The sequence below is a fragment of the Pseudomonas sp. 10-1B genome (genome assembly GCF_000935045.1).
Lineage (GTDB): Bacteria > Pseudomonadota > Gammaproteobacteria > Pseudomonadales > Pseudomonadaceae > Aquipseudomonas.
Genome location: NZ_JYKS01000007.1, coordinates 1 through 18,272 on the forward strand (window position 1 = coordinate 1; position 18,272 = coordinate 18,272).

At 62.1% G+C, this 18,272-nt stretch carries 13 protein-coding genes; 2 read left to right on the forward strand and 11 right to left on the reverse strand.

The window, feature by feature from the left end; translation table 11 throughout:
* Nucleotides 1–218 precede the first annotated feature (218 nt).
* Genes TZ03_RS05250 through TZ03_RS05260 form a run of 3 tightly spaced genes read right to left on the reverse strand, consistent with a single transcriptional unit; the run spans nucleotide 219 to nucleotide 5,433 of the window.
* Nucleotides 219–3,284, reverse strand: a complete 3,066-nt coding sequence (locus TZ03_RS05250; protein WP_051096224.1) for an efflux RND transporter permease subunit — start codon at nucleotides 3,282–3,284, stop codon at nucleotides 219–221.
* Complete coding sequence (locus TZ03_RS05255; RefSeq protein WP_051096226.1) at nucleotides 3,281–4,348, reverse strand: efflux RND transporter periplasmic adaptor subunit; 1,068 nt, start codon at nucleotides 4,346–4,348, stop codon at nucleotides 3,281–3,283. The genes TZ03_RS05250 and TZ03_RS05255 overlap by 4 nt, the downstream gene beginning before the upstream one ends.
* Complete coding sequence (locus TZ03_RS05260; protein ID WP_051096228.1) at nucleotides 4,345–5,433, reverse strand: efflux RND transporter periplasmic adaptor subunit; 1,089 nt, start codon at nucleotides 5,431–5,433, stop codon at nucleotides 4,345–4,347. The genes TZ03_RS05255 and TZ03_RS05260 overlap by 4 nt, the downstream gene beginning before the upstream one ends.
* A 315-nt stretch (nucleotides 5,434–5,748) precedes the next feature.
* Between TZ03_RS05260 and TZ03_RS05265 the strand changes: the two genes are divergently transcribed.
* Nucleotides 5,749–6,204 carry an REP-associated tyrosine transposase gene (locus tag TZ03_RS05265; protein ID WP_051096231.1) on the forward strand — a complete coding sequence of 152 codons (456 nt, stop codon included), beginning with the start codon at nucleotides 5,749–5,751 and terminating at the stop codon, nucleotides 6,202–6,204.
* Between the two features lie 106 nt (nucleotides 6,205–6,310).
* Here TZ03_RS05265 and TZ03_RS05270 read toward each other — a convergent pair whose 3' ends face one another.
* The 7 genes from TZ03_RS05270 to TZ03_RS05300 all read right to left on the reverse strand — a co-directional run bounded on the left by TZ03_RS05270 (nucleotide 6,311) and on the right by TZ03_RS05300 (nucleotide 14,619).
* A complete protein-coding gene (locus tag TZ03_RS05270; RefSeq protein WP_051096234.1) occupies nucleotides 6,311–7,204 on the reverse strand; it encodes an ABC transporter permease subunit in 894 nt (297 codons plus the stop codon).
* Nucleotides 7,201–8,121: an ABC transporter permease subunit gene (locus TZ03_RS05275; protein ID WP_051096236.1), complete on the reverse strand. Its 921-nt coding sequence runs from the start codon at nucleotides 8,119–8,121 to the stop codon at nucleotides 7,201–7,203. The genes TZ03_RS05270 and TZ03_RS05275 overlap by 4 nt, the downstream gene beginning before the upstream one ends.
* Nucleotides 8,118–9,260, reverse strand: coding sequence for a polyamine ABC transporter ATP-binding protein (potA, locus tag TZ03_RS05280; protein ID WP_051096238.1), 1,143 nt, complete (start codon nucleotides 9,258–9,260; stop codon nucleotides 8,118–8,120). Before potA ends, TZ03_RS05275 begins: the two co-directional genes overlap by 4 nt.
* A 71-nt stretch (nucleotides 9,261–9,331) precedes the next feature.
* Entirely contained in the window at nucleotides 9,332–10,426 is a 1,095-nt protein-coding gene (locus TZ03_RS05285) for a polyamine ABC transporter substrate-binding protein (protein ID WP_051096240.1), read from the reverse strand.
* A gap of 157 nt (nucleotides 10,427–10,583) precedes the next feature.
* Nucleotides 10,584–11,681, reverse strand: coding sequence for a polyamine ABC transporter substrate-binding protein (locus TZ03_RS05290; RefSeq protein WP_051096241.1), 1,098 nt, complete (start codon nucleotides 11,679–11,681; stop codon nucleotides 10,584–10,586).
* A 169-nt stretch (nucleotides 11,682–11,850) separates the two neighbouring features.
* Nucleotides 11,851–13,212, reverse strand: coding sequence for an aspartate aminotransferase family protein (locus TZ03_RS05295; RefSeq protein ID WP_051096243.1), 1,362 nt, complete (start codon nucleotides 13,210–13,212; stop codon nucleotides 11,851–11,853).
* A 48-nt stretch (nucleotides 13,213–13,260) separates the two neighbouring features.
* A complete protein-coding gene (locus TZ03_RS05300) occupies nucleotides 13,261–14,619 on the reverse strand; it encodes a glutamine synthetase family protein (protein ID WP_051096246.1) in 1,359 nt (452 codons plus the stop codon).
* A gap of 574 nt (nucleotides 14,620–15,193) precedes the next feature.
* On the opposite strand from TZ03_RS05300, the gene TZ03_RS05310 reads away from it, so the two are divergent.
* Nucleotides 15,194–16,570, forward strand: a complete 1,377-nt coding sequence (locus tag TZ03_RS05310) for a glutamine synthetase family protein (RefSeq protein ID WP_051096256.1) — start codon at nucleotides 15,194–15,196, stop codon at nucleotides 16,568–16,570.
* A 303-nt stretch (nucleotides 16,571–16,873) separates the two neighbouring features.
* Here TZ03_RS05310 and argA read toward each other — a convergent pair whose 3' ends face one another.
* On the reverse strand, nucleotides 16,874–18,172 hold the full coding sequence (gene argA / locus TZ03_RS05315) for an amino-acid N-acetyltransferase (protein ID WP_051096258.1): 1,299 nt from the start codon (nucleotides 18,170–18,172) through the stop codon (nucleotides 16,874–16,876).
* Between the last annotated feature and the right edge of the window lie 100 nt (nucleotides 18,173–18,272).

Consider the following 18,272-nt stretch of genomic DNA (forward strand, 5'->3'; position numbering starts at 1 on the left):
TCCTTGGGGTGAAGGTGCCGGGCTGAGGTTTTGAAGGGGATTGCGCCTGGCTTGAGGGCAATAGTAGTGAGGCGGAGTTATTCTTAAAAATACTGTTTAAGAATGTTTATATAACCATTTATACAAATCAGCATGAAGCCTTTGTAGGAGCGGGTTTACCCGCGAATGCGATGGTGGATCCACCATTGCATTCGCGGGTAAACCCGCTCCTACAGTGTTCAGTGTTGGGTTTTAGTCGTGTTTTCAGGCTCGCGGATCTTGTACCAGGCCACATACAAGGCCGGCAGGAACAGCAGCGTCAGCAGCGTTGCACTGATGATGCCGCCGATCATGGCGTAGGCCATCGGCCCCCAGAACACTTCGCGGGCAATCGGGATCATGCCCAGGCTCGCCGCCGCCGCCGTCAGCAGAATCGGCCGCCGCCGGTGGTTGGTGGCCTCCATCACCGCGTCCCAGGGGGAATAGCCCTGCGCTTCGAACTCGTCGATCTGGGTCACCAGGATCACCGAGTTGCGAATGATGATGCCCGCCAGCGCCAGGATGCCAAGGATTGCCACGAAACCCATCGGCGTGCCCGTGGGCACCAGCGCCAGCACCACGCCGATCAACCCCAGCGGCGCCACGCTGACCACCAGGAACAGCTTCTGCACGCTGTGCAGCTGGATCATCAGGAAAGTCGCCATGAGGAACAGCATCAGCGGGATGACCTTGGCGATCGGCCCCTGGGCCTTGCTGCTTTCCTCCACGGTACCGCCAGTGGCCACTTCGTAACCGACTGGCAGCTTGCTGGCGAACTCGTCGATCTTCGGCTTCAGCTGGGCCACCAGGTCGGTGGGCTGGATGGCGCCGTTGACCGAGGCCTTGATGGTGATGGTCGGCTTGCGGTCGCGGCGCCACACCAGCGGCTGCTCCAGCTCGTAGCGCACGGTGGCGAACGCCAGCAGCGGGATCGAGGTGCCGTTGGGGGTGAGGATTTGCAGGTTCTGCAGGGTATCGGGCGAGCCGCGTTCACTGTCCTCGGCGCGCGCGACCACGTCGACCAGGTAAATGTTGTCGTTGACCTGGGTAATCTGCACGCCGCTGACGATGCTGTTCATCACATTGGCCACGTCTTCCGATGACAGCCCCAGCTGGCGCGCCTTGTCCTGGGCGATCTCCACGCGCAGCACCTTACCCGGCTCGTTCCAGTCGTAGATCATCTCGCCGATGTGCTCGTTCTGGTCGAGCAAGGTGGCCAGCTCGATGGCGTGCTTGCGCACCTGGTCGATGTTGGCGCCACTGACCCGGTACTGGATCGGCCGCCCCACCGGCGGGCCCATCTCCAGTGACTGCACGTTGGTACCGATGCCGACGAACTCTTCATGCAAGATCTTCTGCAGGCGCTCCATCATGCCCTGGCGCTCTTCGAAGCCTTTGCTGACGATCACCAACTGGGCGTAGTACGGGTTCTGCAGCTGCTGGTCGAGGGGCAGGTAGAAGCGAATCGCACCCTGGCCGATATAGGTACTCCAGTGCACCAGGTCGGGGGCATCCTTGATTCGCGCCTCGAAGCGGTCGACCACCTTGCGTGTCTCCTCGATCGAGGCGTTTTGCGGTAGGTTCAGGTCGACCAGGATCTCCGGGCGGTCCGACGAAGGGAAGAACTGGTTCTGCACGAAGCGCATGCTGAACAGCGACAGGGCAAACAGCAGGATGGTGCCGATGATCGTCAGCCAGCGATGGCGCATGCACCACAGCAGCCCCCCTTCGAACGCCCTGCCAACCCGCCCGGGTTCGGCTTCATGTGCCTTGAGCTTGCTGCTGCTGAGAATATGCACACCCAGCACCGGGGCGAAGAACACCGCAACGATCCATGACACCAGCAAGGCCACGGCGATGACCGCGAACAGCGTGTAGGTGTATTCACCGGCGGAGCTGGCGTTCAGGCCGATCGGCACGAAACCGACCACGGTCACCAGGGTGCCGGTGAGCATCGGGAACGCCGTGGAGGTATAGGCAAAGGTGGCCGCCTGCTCCTTGCTGTCGCCCATCTCCAGCCGGGTGACCATCACCTCCACGGTGATCATCGCATCGTCCACCAGCAGGCCCAGGGCAATGATCAGCGCACCCAACGAAATCCGCTGCATGGTGATGTCGCTGTACTCCATGAACACGAACACCATGGCCAGCACCAGCGGGATCGAGCAGGCCACCACCAGGCCGGCACGCACGCCGAGGCTGACGAAGCTCACCGCCAGCACGATCACCACCGCCTCGAACAGCGCGCTGGTGAAGCCGCCGACCGCCTGCTTGACCACCACCGCCTGGTCCGACACGGTGTGCACCCCAACGCCTATCGGCAGGTCTTCGACCACCTGGTCCATGCGCTTTTTCAGCGCCGCACCGAACACCTGGATGTTGCCGCCGGCCTTCATGCCGATGGCCAGGCCAAGGGCCGTCTGGCCGTTGTAGCGGAACATCGGCGACGGAGGGTCGACGTAGCCGCGCTCGATGTCGGCGATATCGGCCAGACGGAAGAAGCGGTCGTTGATCCTCAGGTTGACGGTTTGCAGGTCCTTTTCCGAGGCGAACTGCCCGGTGGTGCGCACCGAGATGCGCTCCGGGCCGGCCTCGATCACCCCGGCCGGGGTCACCGCGTTCTGCGATTGCAGCGCCTGCATCACCTGGCGCTGGTCGATGCCCAGGGCGGCCAGCTTGCGCGTGGAAAAGTTCAGGTACAGCACCTCGTCCTGGGTGCCGATCAGCTCGATCTTGCCGATGTTGGGCACGTCACGCACTTCGGCCCGCGCCTGTTCCACGTAATCACGCAGCTGGCGCAGGGTCAGGCCATCGGCGGTGAAGGCGTAGATCGAGCCGAACACGTCACCGAATTCGTCGTTGAAGCCTGGTCCCTGGATGCCCGAGGGAAACTCACCGCGAATGTCCTGGATCTTCTTGCGCACCTGGTACCAGATTTCCGGAATGTCCTTGGCCTTGGTGGTGTCGCGCAGGTACACGTAGACCGTGGACTCGCCGGGGCGGGTGTAGCTTTTGGTGTAGTCGAGCGAGTCGAGCTCCTCGAGCTTCTTCTCGATGCGGTCGGTGACCTGGTACAGGGTTTCGTCCTGGGTCGCGCCGGGCCAGCGGGTCTGTATGACCATGGTCTTGATGGTGAACGACGGGTCTTCTTCACGGCCCAGGTTGAAGTAGGAAAAAATCCCCATCAGCAGGCCGACGAACATCAGGTACCAGACGAACGATTGATGCTTGAGTGCCCAGTCGGACAGGTTGAAGCTTCCTTTCATTGCGCATCCTCGTCGAAGGTGACCTTCTGGCCAGGCTTGAGGCTGTTGACGCCGGCGGTTACGACCCGTTCGCCGGGCTGCACGCCTGAGGTCAGCACAATGCTGTAGGCGGTGCGGTCGATCAGCGCCACGTCACGGGTGGCCACGGTCTTGTCCTGCGTATCGATCACCCACACCTGGGTCTTGCCGTCACGCTCGAGCAAGGCACTCAAGGGCAACTCGCTGCGCGGGGTCACTGCCGAGCTCAGGGTCACGCTGATGGCAGTGCCCAGGTGGAAAGCCGCTGGCGTGCTGGCCAAAGTCAGGCGGGCGCGCCGGGTGCGGGTGGCGGCATCGGCCTGGGGCTCCAGTTCGCGCAGGCTGGCGGTGGTGTTGATGGTTGGGTCGAGTTGCGAGGCAACGGTGAAGGTCAGGCCTTTGCTCAACTGCTCGGCCAGACCGATCGGCAGGTCGATCACCGCCTCCTTCACATCCGGGCGCGCCAGGGTCACCACGGCCTGGCCGGCGGTGACGGTTTGCCCGGCTTCGGCCTGCCAGGCCGTGATCACGGCAGCGTGGTCGCTGCGCAGGGTACTGTAGTCGAGCTGGTCACGGGCCTGGCTGACGGCCGAGCGCGCCTGTTCCAACGCCGCACTGGTGGTTTTCAGGTTGGTCTGGGCGATGTCCAGCTGGGCCTGGGCACCGACACCGCGGTCGTACAGCTGCTGCTGGCGGCGGGCATCGGCCTGGGCGTTGATCCACTGCGCCTGCACCCTGGCCAGGTCGCCTTCGGCGGCGCGCAGCTGGTTTTGCTGGTCGGTCGGGTCGAGGGTGGCCAGGGTGTCGCCCGGTTTCACCTGGGCGCCCACATCCAGCCAGCGCCGGGCGATGCGCCCGGAAACGCGGAAGCCCAGGGTGCTTTCGAAACGCGCCTGGATACTGCCGGCAAAGCGCCCCAGCTGTGATTGCACCTGGGGCTCGACCTTGACCGACAGCACCGGCCGAATCGGCTCTGGCGCTTCCTTCTCGCTACCGCAGCCGGCCAGCAACACGCCGGCCGCGAGCATCAGCAGCAGGCGTTTCATAGCTCACCCCCCTGGGCCTTGGCATCGACCTTCTGCACCTGCATGCCGGGGTGCAGCAACTGCCCGCCATTGACCACCACGGTCTCGCCACCCTTCAAGCCGCTGGCGACCACGATCTTGCCAGTCAGGTAACGGCTGACCTCGACTGTGCGCAGCTCTACCTTATCGCCCTCGCCCACCACCCATACGGCAGGCTCATGCAAGGCCTTGGTCAGCGCCGACCACGGCAGCTCGATGCTGGGCCGGCCCTGCGCGTTGGTGGTAGCGGTCACCGGCGCGCCCAGTTGCATGCCCGGCGGCACGTCCTTGAGCCCGACCTTGACCTGCACCGTGCCGCTTTGCGCCGACACGGTGGGGGTGATTTCGCGCACGAAGCCGTGGGCCTGGATCTTCGGGTCATCCAGCAGACTGACGACCACCCCGGCATCGCTGGGCGGTGCTACCAGCAGCGATTCGTAGACGTTGAACACGGCATCACGGTCGCCATCGGTGGCCAGGCTGAAAATCGGCATGGTTGCCTGCACCACCTGGCCGACCTCGGCCTGGCGCTCGGTGATCACGCCGTCGGCCTCGGAGACCAGTGCGGTGTAGCCGAGTTGCTCGTTGGCATTGGCCAATTGCGCCTGGGCGGCCTTGAGTGCGCTCTGGTTGCTGCGCAGCGCCGCTTCGGCAGAATCGTATTCGCTCTGGCTGGTGTAACCCTTGGGCAGCAGTTTTTGCTGGCGCACGAAGGCGGCGCTGGTCTGGGTGACCCGCGCTTGCGCGGCGAACACCTCGGCCTTGGCCGAGTCGACGTTGTTCTGCAGGTCTTTCGGGTCCAGTCGCGCCAGCACCTGGTTGGCCTTGACGTGATCGCCCACGTCGACGCTGCGCGAAATGATCTTGCCGCCTACACGGAACGACAGGTCGGTCTGCACCCGCGCCTGTACATCGCCGGTCAGGGTGACCCTGGCAGCGAAGTCGGTGGACTGAACCTGTTGCACGCCAACCCGAGGCAGCGCCTCGGGGGCCTCTTCCTTGCTACAGCCGGCGAGCATGTACAGCAGCCCCAGGCAAACGACCGACAGCGGACGCATCAACGTCATGCAGGCTCCTTGCTTGCGCACAAATGATTTGTGGGATGCGACTGTCAGCGTAGTTCAGGGTTCGATAAACATCACTGATGGGGGCCAAGCTGGCATCTTCGGTGCCTGTGCCGGCCCCTTCGCGGGCACGCCCGCTCCCACAAGTACGGCGCAAGTCTTGAGGAATTCACTATCCCTGTGGGAGCGGGCGAGCCCGCGAAGAGGCCGGCACAGTCACGGATAAGCTTCTGCCATATCCAGAAACCATCAGCCACCCGGCAACCTCGCTTCAGCCGCTACCTTTCAAAGGGCGGTTCATTTTCAAGGAAGATCACAATGTCGTTAGCCGAGTCCCACCGACTGCGCCGTGGGCGCTTTTCCGAGCCAGGCAGGCTCTACATGCTGACCACCATCACGCACCAGCGAAAGCCACTTTTCCTCGACTTTCACCATGCCCGGCTGGTGGTCAAACATCTGCGGATCTCAAATGACATTCAGGACTGCCGGTCATTGGCCTGGGTAGTGATGCCGGACCATCTGCATTGGCTGATAGAACTGAAGGAAGTGACATTGGGGACACTGATGCGAAAGTTCAAATCACGCACAGCCATTGCGTTACGCAAGGCAGGTGTCAGGCATAAGCCGATATGGCAAGCGGGTTACCAGGACCATGCGCTGCGGCGGGAAGAGAGTGTGGTGCATGTAGCCCGGTACATTGTTGCCAATCCCTTGAGGGCTGGATTGGTCAGGAGTGTCAGGGATTATCCTCACTGGGATGCGGTATGGCTTTGAATCGGTGTTGGGGCCTTCGCGGGCTTGCCCGCTCCCACAGGGATTACCACAAGCCGGAAAGCCGTGCGGTCCCTGTGGGAGCGGGCAAGCCCGCGAAAGGGCCGGGTCAGGCCGACGCAGCCAGCTGCGTCGGGCGCTTGACCTGTGGCTGCGAGGCATTGGCCGCAGCGCCTTCCTCGATCGCCTGCTGAATCGCCTTGCGACGACGTTCTTCGGCCTGGCGGCTGAAGTACCAGACGAAGAAAGTCACCAGCGACACCGACAGCAGGATCAAGCTGGCCACGGCGTTGATCTCCGGCTTCACGCCCAGGCGCACCGCCGAGAACACTTCCATCGGCAAGGTGGTCGAGCCAGGGCCGGACACGAAGCTGGCCAGCACCAGGTCATCCAGCGACAGGGCGAACGACATCATGCCACCCGCCGCCAACGACGGCGCGATCATCGGGATGGTAATCAGGAAGAACACCTTCCACGGCTTGGCACCCAGGTCCATCGCCGCTTCCTCGATCGACAGGTCCAACTCGCGCAGGCGAGCCGACACCACCACCGCCACATACGCCGCGCAGAACGTGGTGTGGGCGATCCAGATGGTGACGATGCCGCGCTCCTGGGGCCAGCCGATCATCTGCGCCATGGCCACGAACAGCAGCAACAGCGACAGACCGGTGATCACCTCGGGCATCACCAGCGGCGCGGTGACCAGGCCGCCGAACAACGTGCGGCCCTTGAAGCGGGTGACCCGGGTCAGCACGAAGGCCGCCAGGGTGCCCAGCGCCACTGCAGCCACCGCCGTATAGCAGGCGATTTCCAGCGAGCGCATCACCGAACCCATCAGCTGGGTGTTGTCGAGCAGGCCGACATACCACTTCACCGACCAGCCGCCCCACACCGTCACCAGCTTGGAGGCGTTGAACGAGTAGATCACCAGGATCAGCATCGGCAGGTAGATGAACAGCAAGCCGAGCACCAGCATCAGCTTGGAGAAACTGAAGCGTTTCATGCCCTGCCCTCCATTTCTTTGGCCTGGCTGCGGTTGAACAGCAGGATCGGCACGATCAGGATCGCCAGCATCACCACCGCCAGGGCAGAGGCCACCGGCCAGTCACGGTTGTTGAAGAACTCTTGCCACAGCACCTTGCCGATCATCAGGGTTTCCGGGCCGCCAAGCAGTTCAGGAATCACGAACTCACCCACCACCGGGATGAACACCAGCATGCAGCCGGCGATGATGCCGTTCTTCGACAACGGCACGGTGATCTTCCAGAAGCTGTTGAAGGTGCTCGAACCCAGGTCGGAAGCGGCTTCCAGCAACGAAGGGTCGTGCTTCACCAGGTTGGCGAACAGCGGCAGGATCATGAACGGCAGGTACGAATAGACCACGCCGATATACACCGCCAGGTTGGTGTTGAGGATCTGCAGTGGCTGGTCGATCAGCCCGATCCATTGCAGGAAGCCATTGAGCAAGCCGTTGTTGCTGAGAATGCCCATCCAGGCATAGACACGGATCAGGATCGCGGTCCAGGTCGGCATCATGATCAGCAACAGCAAGACCGTCTGCGTCTCTTTCTTGGCGTTGGCGATGGCATAGGCCATCGGGTAGCCAATCAGCAGGCACAGCAATGTGCTGAAGAAGGCCATCTTCAGCGAGCCCAGGTACGCCGAGATGTACAGCTCATCCTCGGTCAGCAGGCCGTAGTTGGCCAGGTTGAGCACCAGCTGCATCTTGTCTTCGACGTAGCTGTAGATCTCGGTATACGGCGGGATCGCCACGTCGGCTTCGGCGAAGCTGATCTTCAGCACGATGAAGAACGGCAGCATGAAGAACAGGAACAGCCAGATGAACGGCACGCCGATCACCAGGTGCCGCCCCTCCGGGGTGATGCGCTGGAAGGCTCGCTTGAGCTTGCGCAGTTTCATGACCGCAGTACCACGCCACTGTCGTCTTCCCACCACACATACACTTCATCGCCCCAGGTCGGCCGGGTGCCCTGGCGCTCGGCGTTGGCGACGAACGACTGGACGACCTTGCCGCTCGGCAACTCGACGTAGAACACCGAATGGCCGCCCAGGTAGGCGATGTCGTGGACCTTGCCGCGCGACCAGTTGTGCTCGCAGGTCGGTTGCTGGGTGGTGACCAGCATCTTCTCCGGGCGCAGGGCGTAGGTGATGTGCTTGTCTTCCACCGAGGTGGTGATGCCGTGGCCGACGTAGATCTTGCGCTCCAGCTCCGGGCTGGCAATGATCGCGTGGCCTTCGGCATCGTCGACCACATCACCTTCGAACAGGTTGACGTTGCCGATGAACTCGCACACCAGGCGGCTGGTGGGCGTCTCGTAGATGTCCACCGGCGAGCCGATCTGGGCGATCCAGCCCAGGTGCATGATGGCGATGCGCTGGGCCATGGTCATGGCCTCTTCCTGGTCGTGGGTCACCATCACGCAGGTCACGCCCACGCGCTCGATGATCTCCACCAGCTCCAGCTGCATCTGCGAACGCAGTTTCTTGTCCAGCGCGCCCATCGGTTCGTCGAGCAGCAGCAGCTTGGGGCGCTTGGCCAGGGAGCGGGCCAGGGCCACGCGCTGGCGCTGGCCACCGGACAGCTGGTGCGGCTTGCGCTTGGCGTACTGGGTCATGTGCACCAGCTTGAGCATCTCGGCCACGCGGGCGTCGATCTCGGCCTTGGGCATCCTGTCTTGCTGCAGGCCGAAGGCGATGTTCTGCGCCACGGTCATGTGCGGGAACAGCGCGTAGGACTGGAACATCATGTTGATCGGCCGCTCGTAGGGCGGCATGTCGGTGATATCGACGCCATCGAGGAAGATCCGCCCTTCGGTCGGGCGCTCGAAGCCGGCCAGCATACGCAGCAAGGTGGACTTGCCGGAACCGGAGCCGCCCAGCAGGGCGAAGATCTCGCCCTTGCGGATTTCCAGGGACACATCGTCCACGGCTACCGTTTCGTCGAACTTTTTCGTGACCCGGTCGATCTTGACCAGCACCTGCTTGGGTTGCTGGCCACCCTCGAGGGCTTTTTTATAGGCACCGGAGGCAACTGCCATGAGTGAAACTCCCAACAAGATTTTTGTGCCCGCACGGCCTGGTCTGCAGGTGCCGCTGCGGGTCTGGATTTTTACTTGCCCGACTTGACCTTGGTCCAGCTACGGGTCATCAGCCGTTGCACCTTGGGTGGCAACTCTGAGTTCACGAACATCTTGTCCAGCACTTCCTGCGGTGGGTAAACCGCAGCGTCAGTCCTCACGGCCTGGTCCATCAGGTCGCCAGCCTTGGGGTTCGGGTTGGCGTAACCGACGTAATCACTGACCTGGGCGATAACCTCAGGCTTCAGCAAATAGTTGATGAAGGCATGCGCCTCTTTGACGTTCTTGGCGTCCTTGGGGATCGCCAGCACGTCGAACCAGAGGTTGCCGCCTTCCTTGGGAATGGCGTAGGCCAGGTTCACGCCCTTCTTCGCTTCTTCAGCGCGGGCCTTGGCCTGGAACACATCACCCGAGAAACCCGCCGCGACGCAGATGTCGCCGTTGGCCAGGTCGGTGATGTACTTGGACGAGTGGAAGTAGGTCACGTACGGGCGTACCGCCAGCAGTTTCTGCTCGGCAGCCTGGTAGTCCTTGGCATCGGTACTGTTGGGGTCCAGCCCCATGTAGTTGAGCACCGCCGGCAGCATCTCGTCCGCCGAGTCGAGGAAGGCCACGCCGCACTTGGCGAGCTTCTTCATGTTCTCGGGCTCGAACAGCACGGCCCAGGAGTCGATGGTGTCCACGCCCAGTGCGGCCTTCACCTTGTCGACGTTGTAACCGATGCCGTTGGTGCCCCACAGGTAAGGCACGGCGTACTGGTTGCCCGGGTCGTTCTTTTCCAGGCGCTTCATCAACGCCGGGTCGAGGTTGGCATAATTTGGCAGCAGGCTCTTGTCGAGCTTCTGGAACGCGCCCGCCTTGATCTGCTTGCCGAGGAAATGGTTGGACGGCACGACCACGTCGTAGCCGGTGTTACCGGCCAGCAGTTTGCCTTCCAGGGTTTCGTTGGAGTCGAACACGTCCTGCACGGGCTTGATGCCCGTGGCTTTCTCGAAGTCCGCGAGTGTGGTCGGGCCGATATAGTCGGACCAGTTGTAGAAGTGCACCGTAGGCGCCGCTTGGACGCTGCATGCCAGCGTCAGGCCCGCTCCAGCCATCAAGGCCTTGCGTAATAAGGAAATAGACAAGTGGGTGGTCCTCACAATCAGTGCCTGGGTAGCGACAATGCTGCCGCACACGCAAAACCGGCGCGCAACTTACCTTCGCAGCCTCGATGCCGCAATCATCAATTGCCTTTCACTGGCTCTGGGCCGGAAACCCCGGCCCAGAGGTGCTGCATCGGGGTTATTTGCCCGACTTGATCTTGGTCCAGCTGCGGGTGATGGCGCGCTGGGCGGATTGGTCCGGCGCGGCGATCGCGTACAGTTGCTTCTTCACATCAGCTGGCGGATAGATGCTCGGGTCGCTGGTGATGTCCTTCTCCACGAACGGAGTGGCGGCCTTGTTGCCATTCGGGAAGCGCACAGCGTTGGTGATTTCGGCCATGACTTCCGGCTGCATCAGGAAGTCCATGAACTTGTAGGCAGCTTCCTTGTGCTCGGCATCTTTAGGGATGGCGACCATGTCGTAGAAGGTACCAGCACCTTCTTTCGGAATGATGTAGTCCACTTTGACCTTGTCGCCAGCTTCGTGGGCGCGGGCCTTGGCCTGCTCGACGTCACCCGAATAACCGACGGCGACGCAGATGTTGCCATTGGCCAGGTCGCCGATGTACTTGGACGAGTGGAAGTAGGTAATCGAAGGACGAACCTTGAGGAACAGATCTTCGGCGGCCTTCAGGTCTTCTTTCTTGGTGCTGTTGCTCGGCAGGCCCAGGTAGTGCAGCGCGGCCGGCAGCATTTCGGTCGGGGCATCCAGGAAGCTCACGCCGCAGCTCTTGAGCTTGGCGATGTTCTCAGGCTTGAACACGGCGTCCCACGAGTCGATGTGGTCGACGCCCAACGCGGCCTTGACCTTCTCCGGGTTGTAGCCGAGGCCGATCGAGCCCCACATGTAGGGGAAGGCGTATTTGTTGCCCGGGTCGCTGGCATCACCGACGGCCTTGAGCAGGTCTTCGTCGAGGTTGTTCCAGTTCGGCAGTTTGGAACGGTCCAGTTCCTCGTAAACGCCAGCCTTGATCTGCTTGGCCAGGAAGTTGTTGGACGGCACCACGATGTCGTAGCCGGACTTGCCGGCCAGCAGCTTGGCTTCGAGGGTTTCGTTGCTGTCGAAAACGTCGTACTTGACCTTGATCCCAGTCTGCTTCTCGAACTTGGCGATGGTGTCCGGAGCGATGTAGTCCGACCAGTTGTAGACGTTCAACACCTTGTCTTCAGCCTGAACAGCGGTGGCCATGGCACCCATCAGCGCCGCAGCCAGCAACGTCTTGCCCATTTTCTTCATGCGTAATGCTCCAGAATTTTTATTTAGCCATCTGTTCAGCAGCCAGGACCTACGGTGCAGAGCGCGCGGCGACTGAAACAGTCGCTAGTCTGGCAAGTTACAAGGCTCTGTTTCAAGGAAAGCAGGGCCTTGTAACGACTTAATGTCACATCGCTAGCCTAGCAGGTGCTCAGTTGATCGCTTCCAGCGTCAAGTCGAGGCACTTGCGCGCCTTCTCCACCAGCTCATCGATCTCCGCATGGCTGATCACCAGCGGCGGCGCGATGATCATGGTGTCGCCCACCGCGCGCATGATCAGGCCGTTGTCGAAGCAGAAGGTACGGCAGATCATGCCCACGCCCTTGCCTTCGTAACGGCTGCGGGTGGCCTTGTCCTTGACCAGCTCGATCGCGCCGAGCAGGCCCAGGCCGCGTACCTCGCCCACCAGTGGGTGGTCCTGCAGCTCACGCAAACGTTTCTGCAAATACGGTGCCGCTTCGCTGCGCGCCTTCTCGATGATTTTCTCATCGCGCAGGATGCGCAGGTTTTCCAGGCCCACCGCGGCCGCCACCGGGTGGCCGGAATAGGTGAAGCCATGGTTGAAATCGCCACCCTCGCTGAGCACCTGGGCCACAGTGTCACGCACGATCACACCGCCCATGGGGATGTAACCGGAGGTCAGGCCCTTGGCGATGGTCATCAGGTCGGGCTTGAGGTCGTAGTAGTCGGAGCCGAACCACTCGCCGGTACGGCCGAAACCACAGATCACTTCGTCGGCGACGAACAGGATGTCGTACTTGGCGAGGATCTCCTTCACCTTCGGCCAGTAGGTGTCCGGCGGGATGATCACCCCGCCGGCGCCCTGGATCGGCTCGGCGATGAAGGCGGCGACGTTGTCTTCGCCGACTTCGAGGATCTTCTTCTCCAACTGCTCGGCCGCCCACACACCGAACGCATCCGGGGTCATGTCGCCGCCTTCGCCGAACCAGTATGGCTGCGGGATATGCACGATGCCCGGGATCGGCAGGCCGCCCTGCTCGTGCATGCCGCTCATGCCACCCAGGCTGGCACCGGCCACGGTGGAGCCGTGGTAGCCGTTGATGCGGCCGATGATGGTCTGCTTGTGCGGCTTGCCCTTCAGCGCCCAGTAGTGGCGGACCATGCGCAGCACGGTGTCGTTGCCTTCGGAGCCGGAGCCGGTGAAGAACACATGGGTCATGCCTTCCGGCGCCACGTCGGTGATCGCCTTGGCCAATTCCAGCGCAGGCGGGTGGGCGGTCTGGAAGAACAGGTTGTAGTACGGCAGTTCGCGCATCTGCTTCTCGGCCGCCTGCACCAGCTCCTCACGGCCATAGCCCACTGCCACGCACCACAGCCCGGCCATGCCGTCGAGGATCTTGTGCCCCTCACTATCCCACAAATGCACACCCTGGGCCTTGGTGATGATGCGCGGCCCTTTCTCCTTCAGCTGCTTGTAGTCGCTGAAGGGCGCCAGGTGATGCTCCCCACTCAGGGTTTGCCATTCACGGGTTTGCGGGTTGTTGACGCTCATGTGCTTCTCCGTTATTCGACAGCCGCGTCCTCTGCGGCACCGGGTTGATCAGACAGCGAACAGCAGGAACTCACGTTCCCAGGAACTGATGACACGTTTGAAGTTTTCGTGCTCGGCGCGCTTGGTGGCGACGTAGCCGGTGATGAATTTCTTGCCCAGGTACTGCACCAGCGCACGGCTGTTTTCCATGCGTTCCAGGGCGTCTTCGATGGTCAGTGGCAGGCGCAGGTTGCGGCGCTCATAGCCACGGCCCTGTACCGGCGCGCTGGCCGCGATGCCTTCGACCATGCCGATGTAGCCGCACAGCAGGCTGGCGGCAATGGCCAGGTACGGGTTGGCGTCGGCGCCCGGCAGGCGGTTCTCGACCCGGCGGCTTTGCGGGCCGGCATCCGGCACGCGCAGGCCGACGGTACGGTTTTCTTCGCCCCACTCCACGTTCACCGGCGCCGAGGTGTCGGGCAGGAAGCGGCGGAACGAGTTGACGTTGGGGGCGAACAGCGGCAGCGCCTCGGGGATGAACTTCTGCAGGCCACCGATGTGGTGCAGGAACAGCTCGCTCATGCTGCCGTCTTCATTGCTGAAGATGTTCTTGCCGGTGGCCACGTCGACCACGCTCTGGTGCAGGTGCATGGCGCTGCCCGGTTCGCCGGTCATGGGCTTGGCCATGAAGGTGGCCGCTACATTGTGCTTGAGCGCGGCTTCGCGCATGGTGCGCTTGAACACCAGGATCTGGTCGGCCAGGTGCAGGGCGTTGCCGTGACGGAAGTTGATCTCCATCTGCGCCGTGCCGTCTTCGTGGATCAGCGTGTCGAGGTCCAGCTGCTGCAGCTCGCACCAGTCGTAGACGTCTTCGAACAGCGGGTCGAATTCGTTGGCGGCTTCGATAGAGAACGACTGGCGGCCGGTTTCCGGGCGGCCCGAACGGCCTACCGGGGGCTGCAGCGGGAAGTCCGGGTCTTCGCTGCGCTTGGTCAGGTAGAACTCCATCTCGGGCGCGACGATCGGCTGCCAGCCCTTGTCGGCGTATAGCTTGAGGACTTTCTTCAGCACGTTGCGCGGCGACAGTTCGACCGGGTTGCCCTTCTTGTCGTAGGTGTCGTGGATCACCTGGGCGGTCGGCTCGATGGCCCACGGCACCAGGAACACGGCGTCTTCGTCGGGCCGGCAGATCATGTCGATGTCCGCCGGGTCGAGCAGTTCGTAATAGATGTCGTCGTCGACGTAGTCGCCGGTCACGGTCTGCAGCAGCACGCTCTCGGGCAGGCGCATGCCTTTTTCGGCGATGAATTTGTTGGTGGGCGAAATCTTGCCGCGCGTGATGCCGGTCAGGTCACTGATCATGCATTCGACTTCGGTGATCTTGTGCTCTTTCAACCAATCGGTGAGCTGGTCGAGGTTGTTACTCATAAATACCTCAGGAGGTAAGGTGGGCCGCGCATTGATTCTGGATGGAGTACATTGCTAAAGCAAAAACCCCCGCGCAGAGCCACAGTGGATACACTGAAAACAGGTGTGTCCGTAATGAGTTCGAAGGGCAGGAAGACGAAACGAAGGGCGGCAAGCCGCTACGAGGGCAGGCCTGGAAACGCCAAACGTCAATTATTGCGGCCAGGGCGGCCACGCCATTGACGAAGCTTGCAGAGATGACGGAGGTACCCGACGACACTGCGCAGGCAGTGCTTTCAGGTCGCGGCAAGCGGACCATGTGACCCTCGTATTATTGTGTTCTGGGTTGAGACCGAGCTTAGCCTTGTTCATTTTTTTACACAACACCTCCGTAAAAAATAAAACACGGCGTGTCGGAGATAGCCCTTTACGTAGGAAATAGCGGATAATGGCTTGCCCTGATATGCAGCAAATCTGCCGTCGATGTGCCATTTCAGGGCATCATGGGGTTGGCTTGACATCAGTTTGTCTTTTCGATTGACTGGTCCTGCAAGCCCCCCTTGATTGATATTTTTAACAACAAAGGTGTTGCATCATGTCGGTACCCCCGCGTGCCGTTCAGCTTAACGAAGCGAACGCGTTCCTTAAGGAACATCCTGAGGTTCTCTACGTTGACCTTCTGATTGCAGATATGAATGGTGTGGTGCGTGGCAAGCGCATAGAACGCACCAGCCTCCACAAGGTTTACGAGAAAGGCATCAACCTGCCTGCCTCCCTCTTCGCCCTGGACATCAACGGTTCCACCGTCGAAAGCACCGGGCTGGGCCTGGACATCGGCGATGCGGACCGCATCTGCTATCCAATCCCCGACACACTCTGTAACGAGCCGTGGCAAAAGCGCCCTACCGCCCAACTGCTGATGACCATGCACGAGCTGGAAGGCGAGCCGTTCTTCGCCGACCCACGCGAAGTGCTGCGCCAGGTGGTGAGCAAGTTCACTGATATGGGCCTGACCATCTGCGCCGCGTTCGAGCTGGAGTTCTACCTGATCGACCAGGAGAACGTGAACGGCCGACCACAGCCACCACGCTCGCCTATCTCGGGCAAGCGCCCGCAGTCGACCCAGGTATACCTGATCGACGACCTCGACGAATATGCCGACTGCCTGCAGGACATCCTCGAAGGCGCGAAGGAACAAGGCATCCCGGCTGACGCCATCGTCAAGGAGAGCGCCCCGGCGCAGTTCGAAGTCAACCTGCACCACGTGGCCGACCCGCTCAAGGCCTGCGACTACGCGGTACTGCTCAAGCGGCTGATCAAGAACATCGCCTACGACCATGAAATGGACACCACCTTCATGGCCAAGCCCTACCCGGGCCAGGCAGGCAACGGCCTGCATGTACACATTTCCGTGCTGGACAAAGATGGCAACAACATCTTCACCAGCGAGGATCCCGAGCAGAACGCCGCGTTACGTCACGCTGTCGGCGGTGTGCTCGAGACCCTGCCCGCGTCCATGGCGTTCCTTTGCCCGAACGTCAACTCGTACCGCCGTTTTGGCGCGCAGTTCTACGTACCGAACGCGCCAAGCTGGGGCCTGGACAACCGCACCGTGGCCCTGCGCGTACCGACTGGTTCGGCCGATGCCGTGCGCATCGAGCACCGCGTAGCCGGTGCCGACGCCAACCCGTACCTGATGATGGCTGCCGTGCTGGCTGGCGTGCACCATGGCCTGACCAACAAGGTCGAGCCAGGCGCACCGATCGAAGGCAACTCGTACGAGCAACTGGAGCAGAGCCTGCCGAACAACCTGCGCGATGCCCTGCGCGAGCTGGACGACAGCGAGATCCTCAACAAGTACATCGATCCGAAGTACATCGACATCTTCGTCGCGTGCAAGGAGAGCGAGCTGGAGGAGTTCGAGCACTCGATCTCCGACCTCGAGTACAACTGGTACCTGCATACCGTGTAAACAAAACGCCGCCCCCATTGTGGGAGCGGCCTTGTGTCGCGAAAGGGGTGCGAAGCGCCCCCAAGATTTCGTGTAACAAGCTGAGATTGCCGGGGCCGCTTTGCGGCCCTTTCGCCGGCAAGCCAGCTCCCACCTCGACGGCATAGGCCTCAAGCCCTGTGCAGTACCTGTGGGAGCTGGCTTGCCGGCGATGAGGCCGGCCCAGGCAATACAAGACAGTTGCTCCCACAGGTACTGCACAACCTTCAGGGCTGGCGCTTTCCCTGTGGGAGCTGGCTTGCCGGCGATAGGGCCAGTACAGGTTTACAAAGGCTTCTCGAAAATCTTCGAATTACGCTGGTAGTTGTACAGCGAAGCCCGCGCCGCCGGCAGCCGCTCCACACCACTCGGCGCAAAGCCGCGCTCGCGGAACCAATGCGCCGTGCGCGTGGTAAGCACGAACAGGGTACTCAAGCCCAACTGCCGCGCCCGGCTCTCGATGCGCTCCAGCAACTCATCTCCGCGCCCGCCATGGCGGTATTCCGGGTTCACCGCCAGGCACGCCAGCTCTCCGGTGTCGGAGTCGGCAATCGGGTACAACGCCGCACAGGCGATGATCATGCCTTCACGCTCGACCACGCTGAACTGCTCGATCTCCCGCTCCAGCACTTCGCGCGAACGGCGCACCAGGATGCCCTGCTCTTCCAACGGGCTGATCAGCTCCAGCAGGCCGCCAACGTCCTCGATGGTCGCCTCGCGCACCACTTCGAACTGCTCCTGCGACACCAGCGTACCGCCACCGCCACGGGTGAACAGCTCGGTCAGCAAGGCGCCGTCTTCGGCATAGCTGACGATATGGCTGCGCGCCACACCGCCCTTGCAGGCCTCGGCCGCAGCATCCAGCAACTCACCCTGGTAGTCGCTGCCCAGGCGCTGCAGATGCGGGGCAACCTGCTGCGGGCGCAGCTCACGCACCAGCTTGCCGTCGGCATCCAGCAGGCCCGGCTCGGCACCGAACAGCAGCAACTTGTCGGCTCCCAGCTCGATGGCGGCGCGGGTGGCCACGTCTTCGCAAGCGAGGTTGAAGATTTCCCCGGTGGGCGAGTAACCCAGTGGCGACAACAGCACGATGGAACGCTCGTCGAGCAGGCGGCTGATGCCCTTGCGGTCGACCCGGCGCACTTCGCCGGTGTGGTGGTAATCCACCCCTTCGAGCACGCCGATCGGCCGCGCCGTGACCAGGTTGCCAGAGGCTACACGCAGGCGTGAGCCCTGCATCGGCGACGCGGCGATATCCATCGACAGGCGCGCCTCGATGGCCAGGCGCAAGGCGCCGACGGCATCGATCACGCAATCCAGGGTGGCGGCATCGGTGATGCGCATGCCACGGTGGTAATGCGGGGTCAGCCCACGATCAGCCAGGCGGCTTTCGATCTGTGGGCGCGAGCCATGCACCAGCACCAGCCGCACGCCAAGGCTGTGCAGCAGCACCAGGTCGTGGACGATATTGCCGAAATTAGGGTGTTCCACCCCATCGCCAGGGAGCATGACCACGAAGGTGCAGTCGCGATGGGCATTGATGTACGGGGAGGCATGACGCAGCCAGTTGACGTAGTCGGGCATGACAGGGCCTGTGGATAAGTGGACGGAGAACGGCGATACAGGGAGCGTTCAGGATCATCGTCGGAACAGGCTTGCGGTCACGCGCGGTCTCCTCTATGCA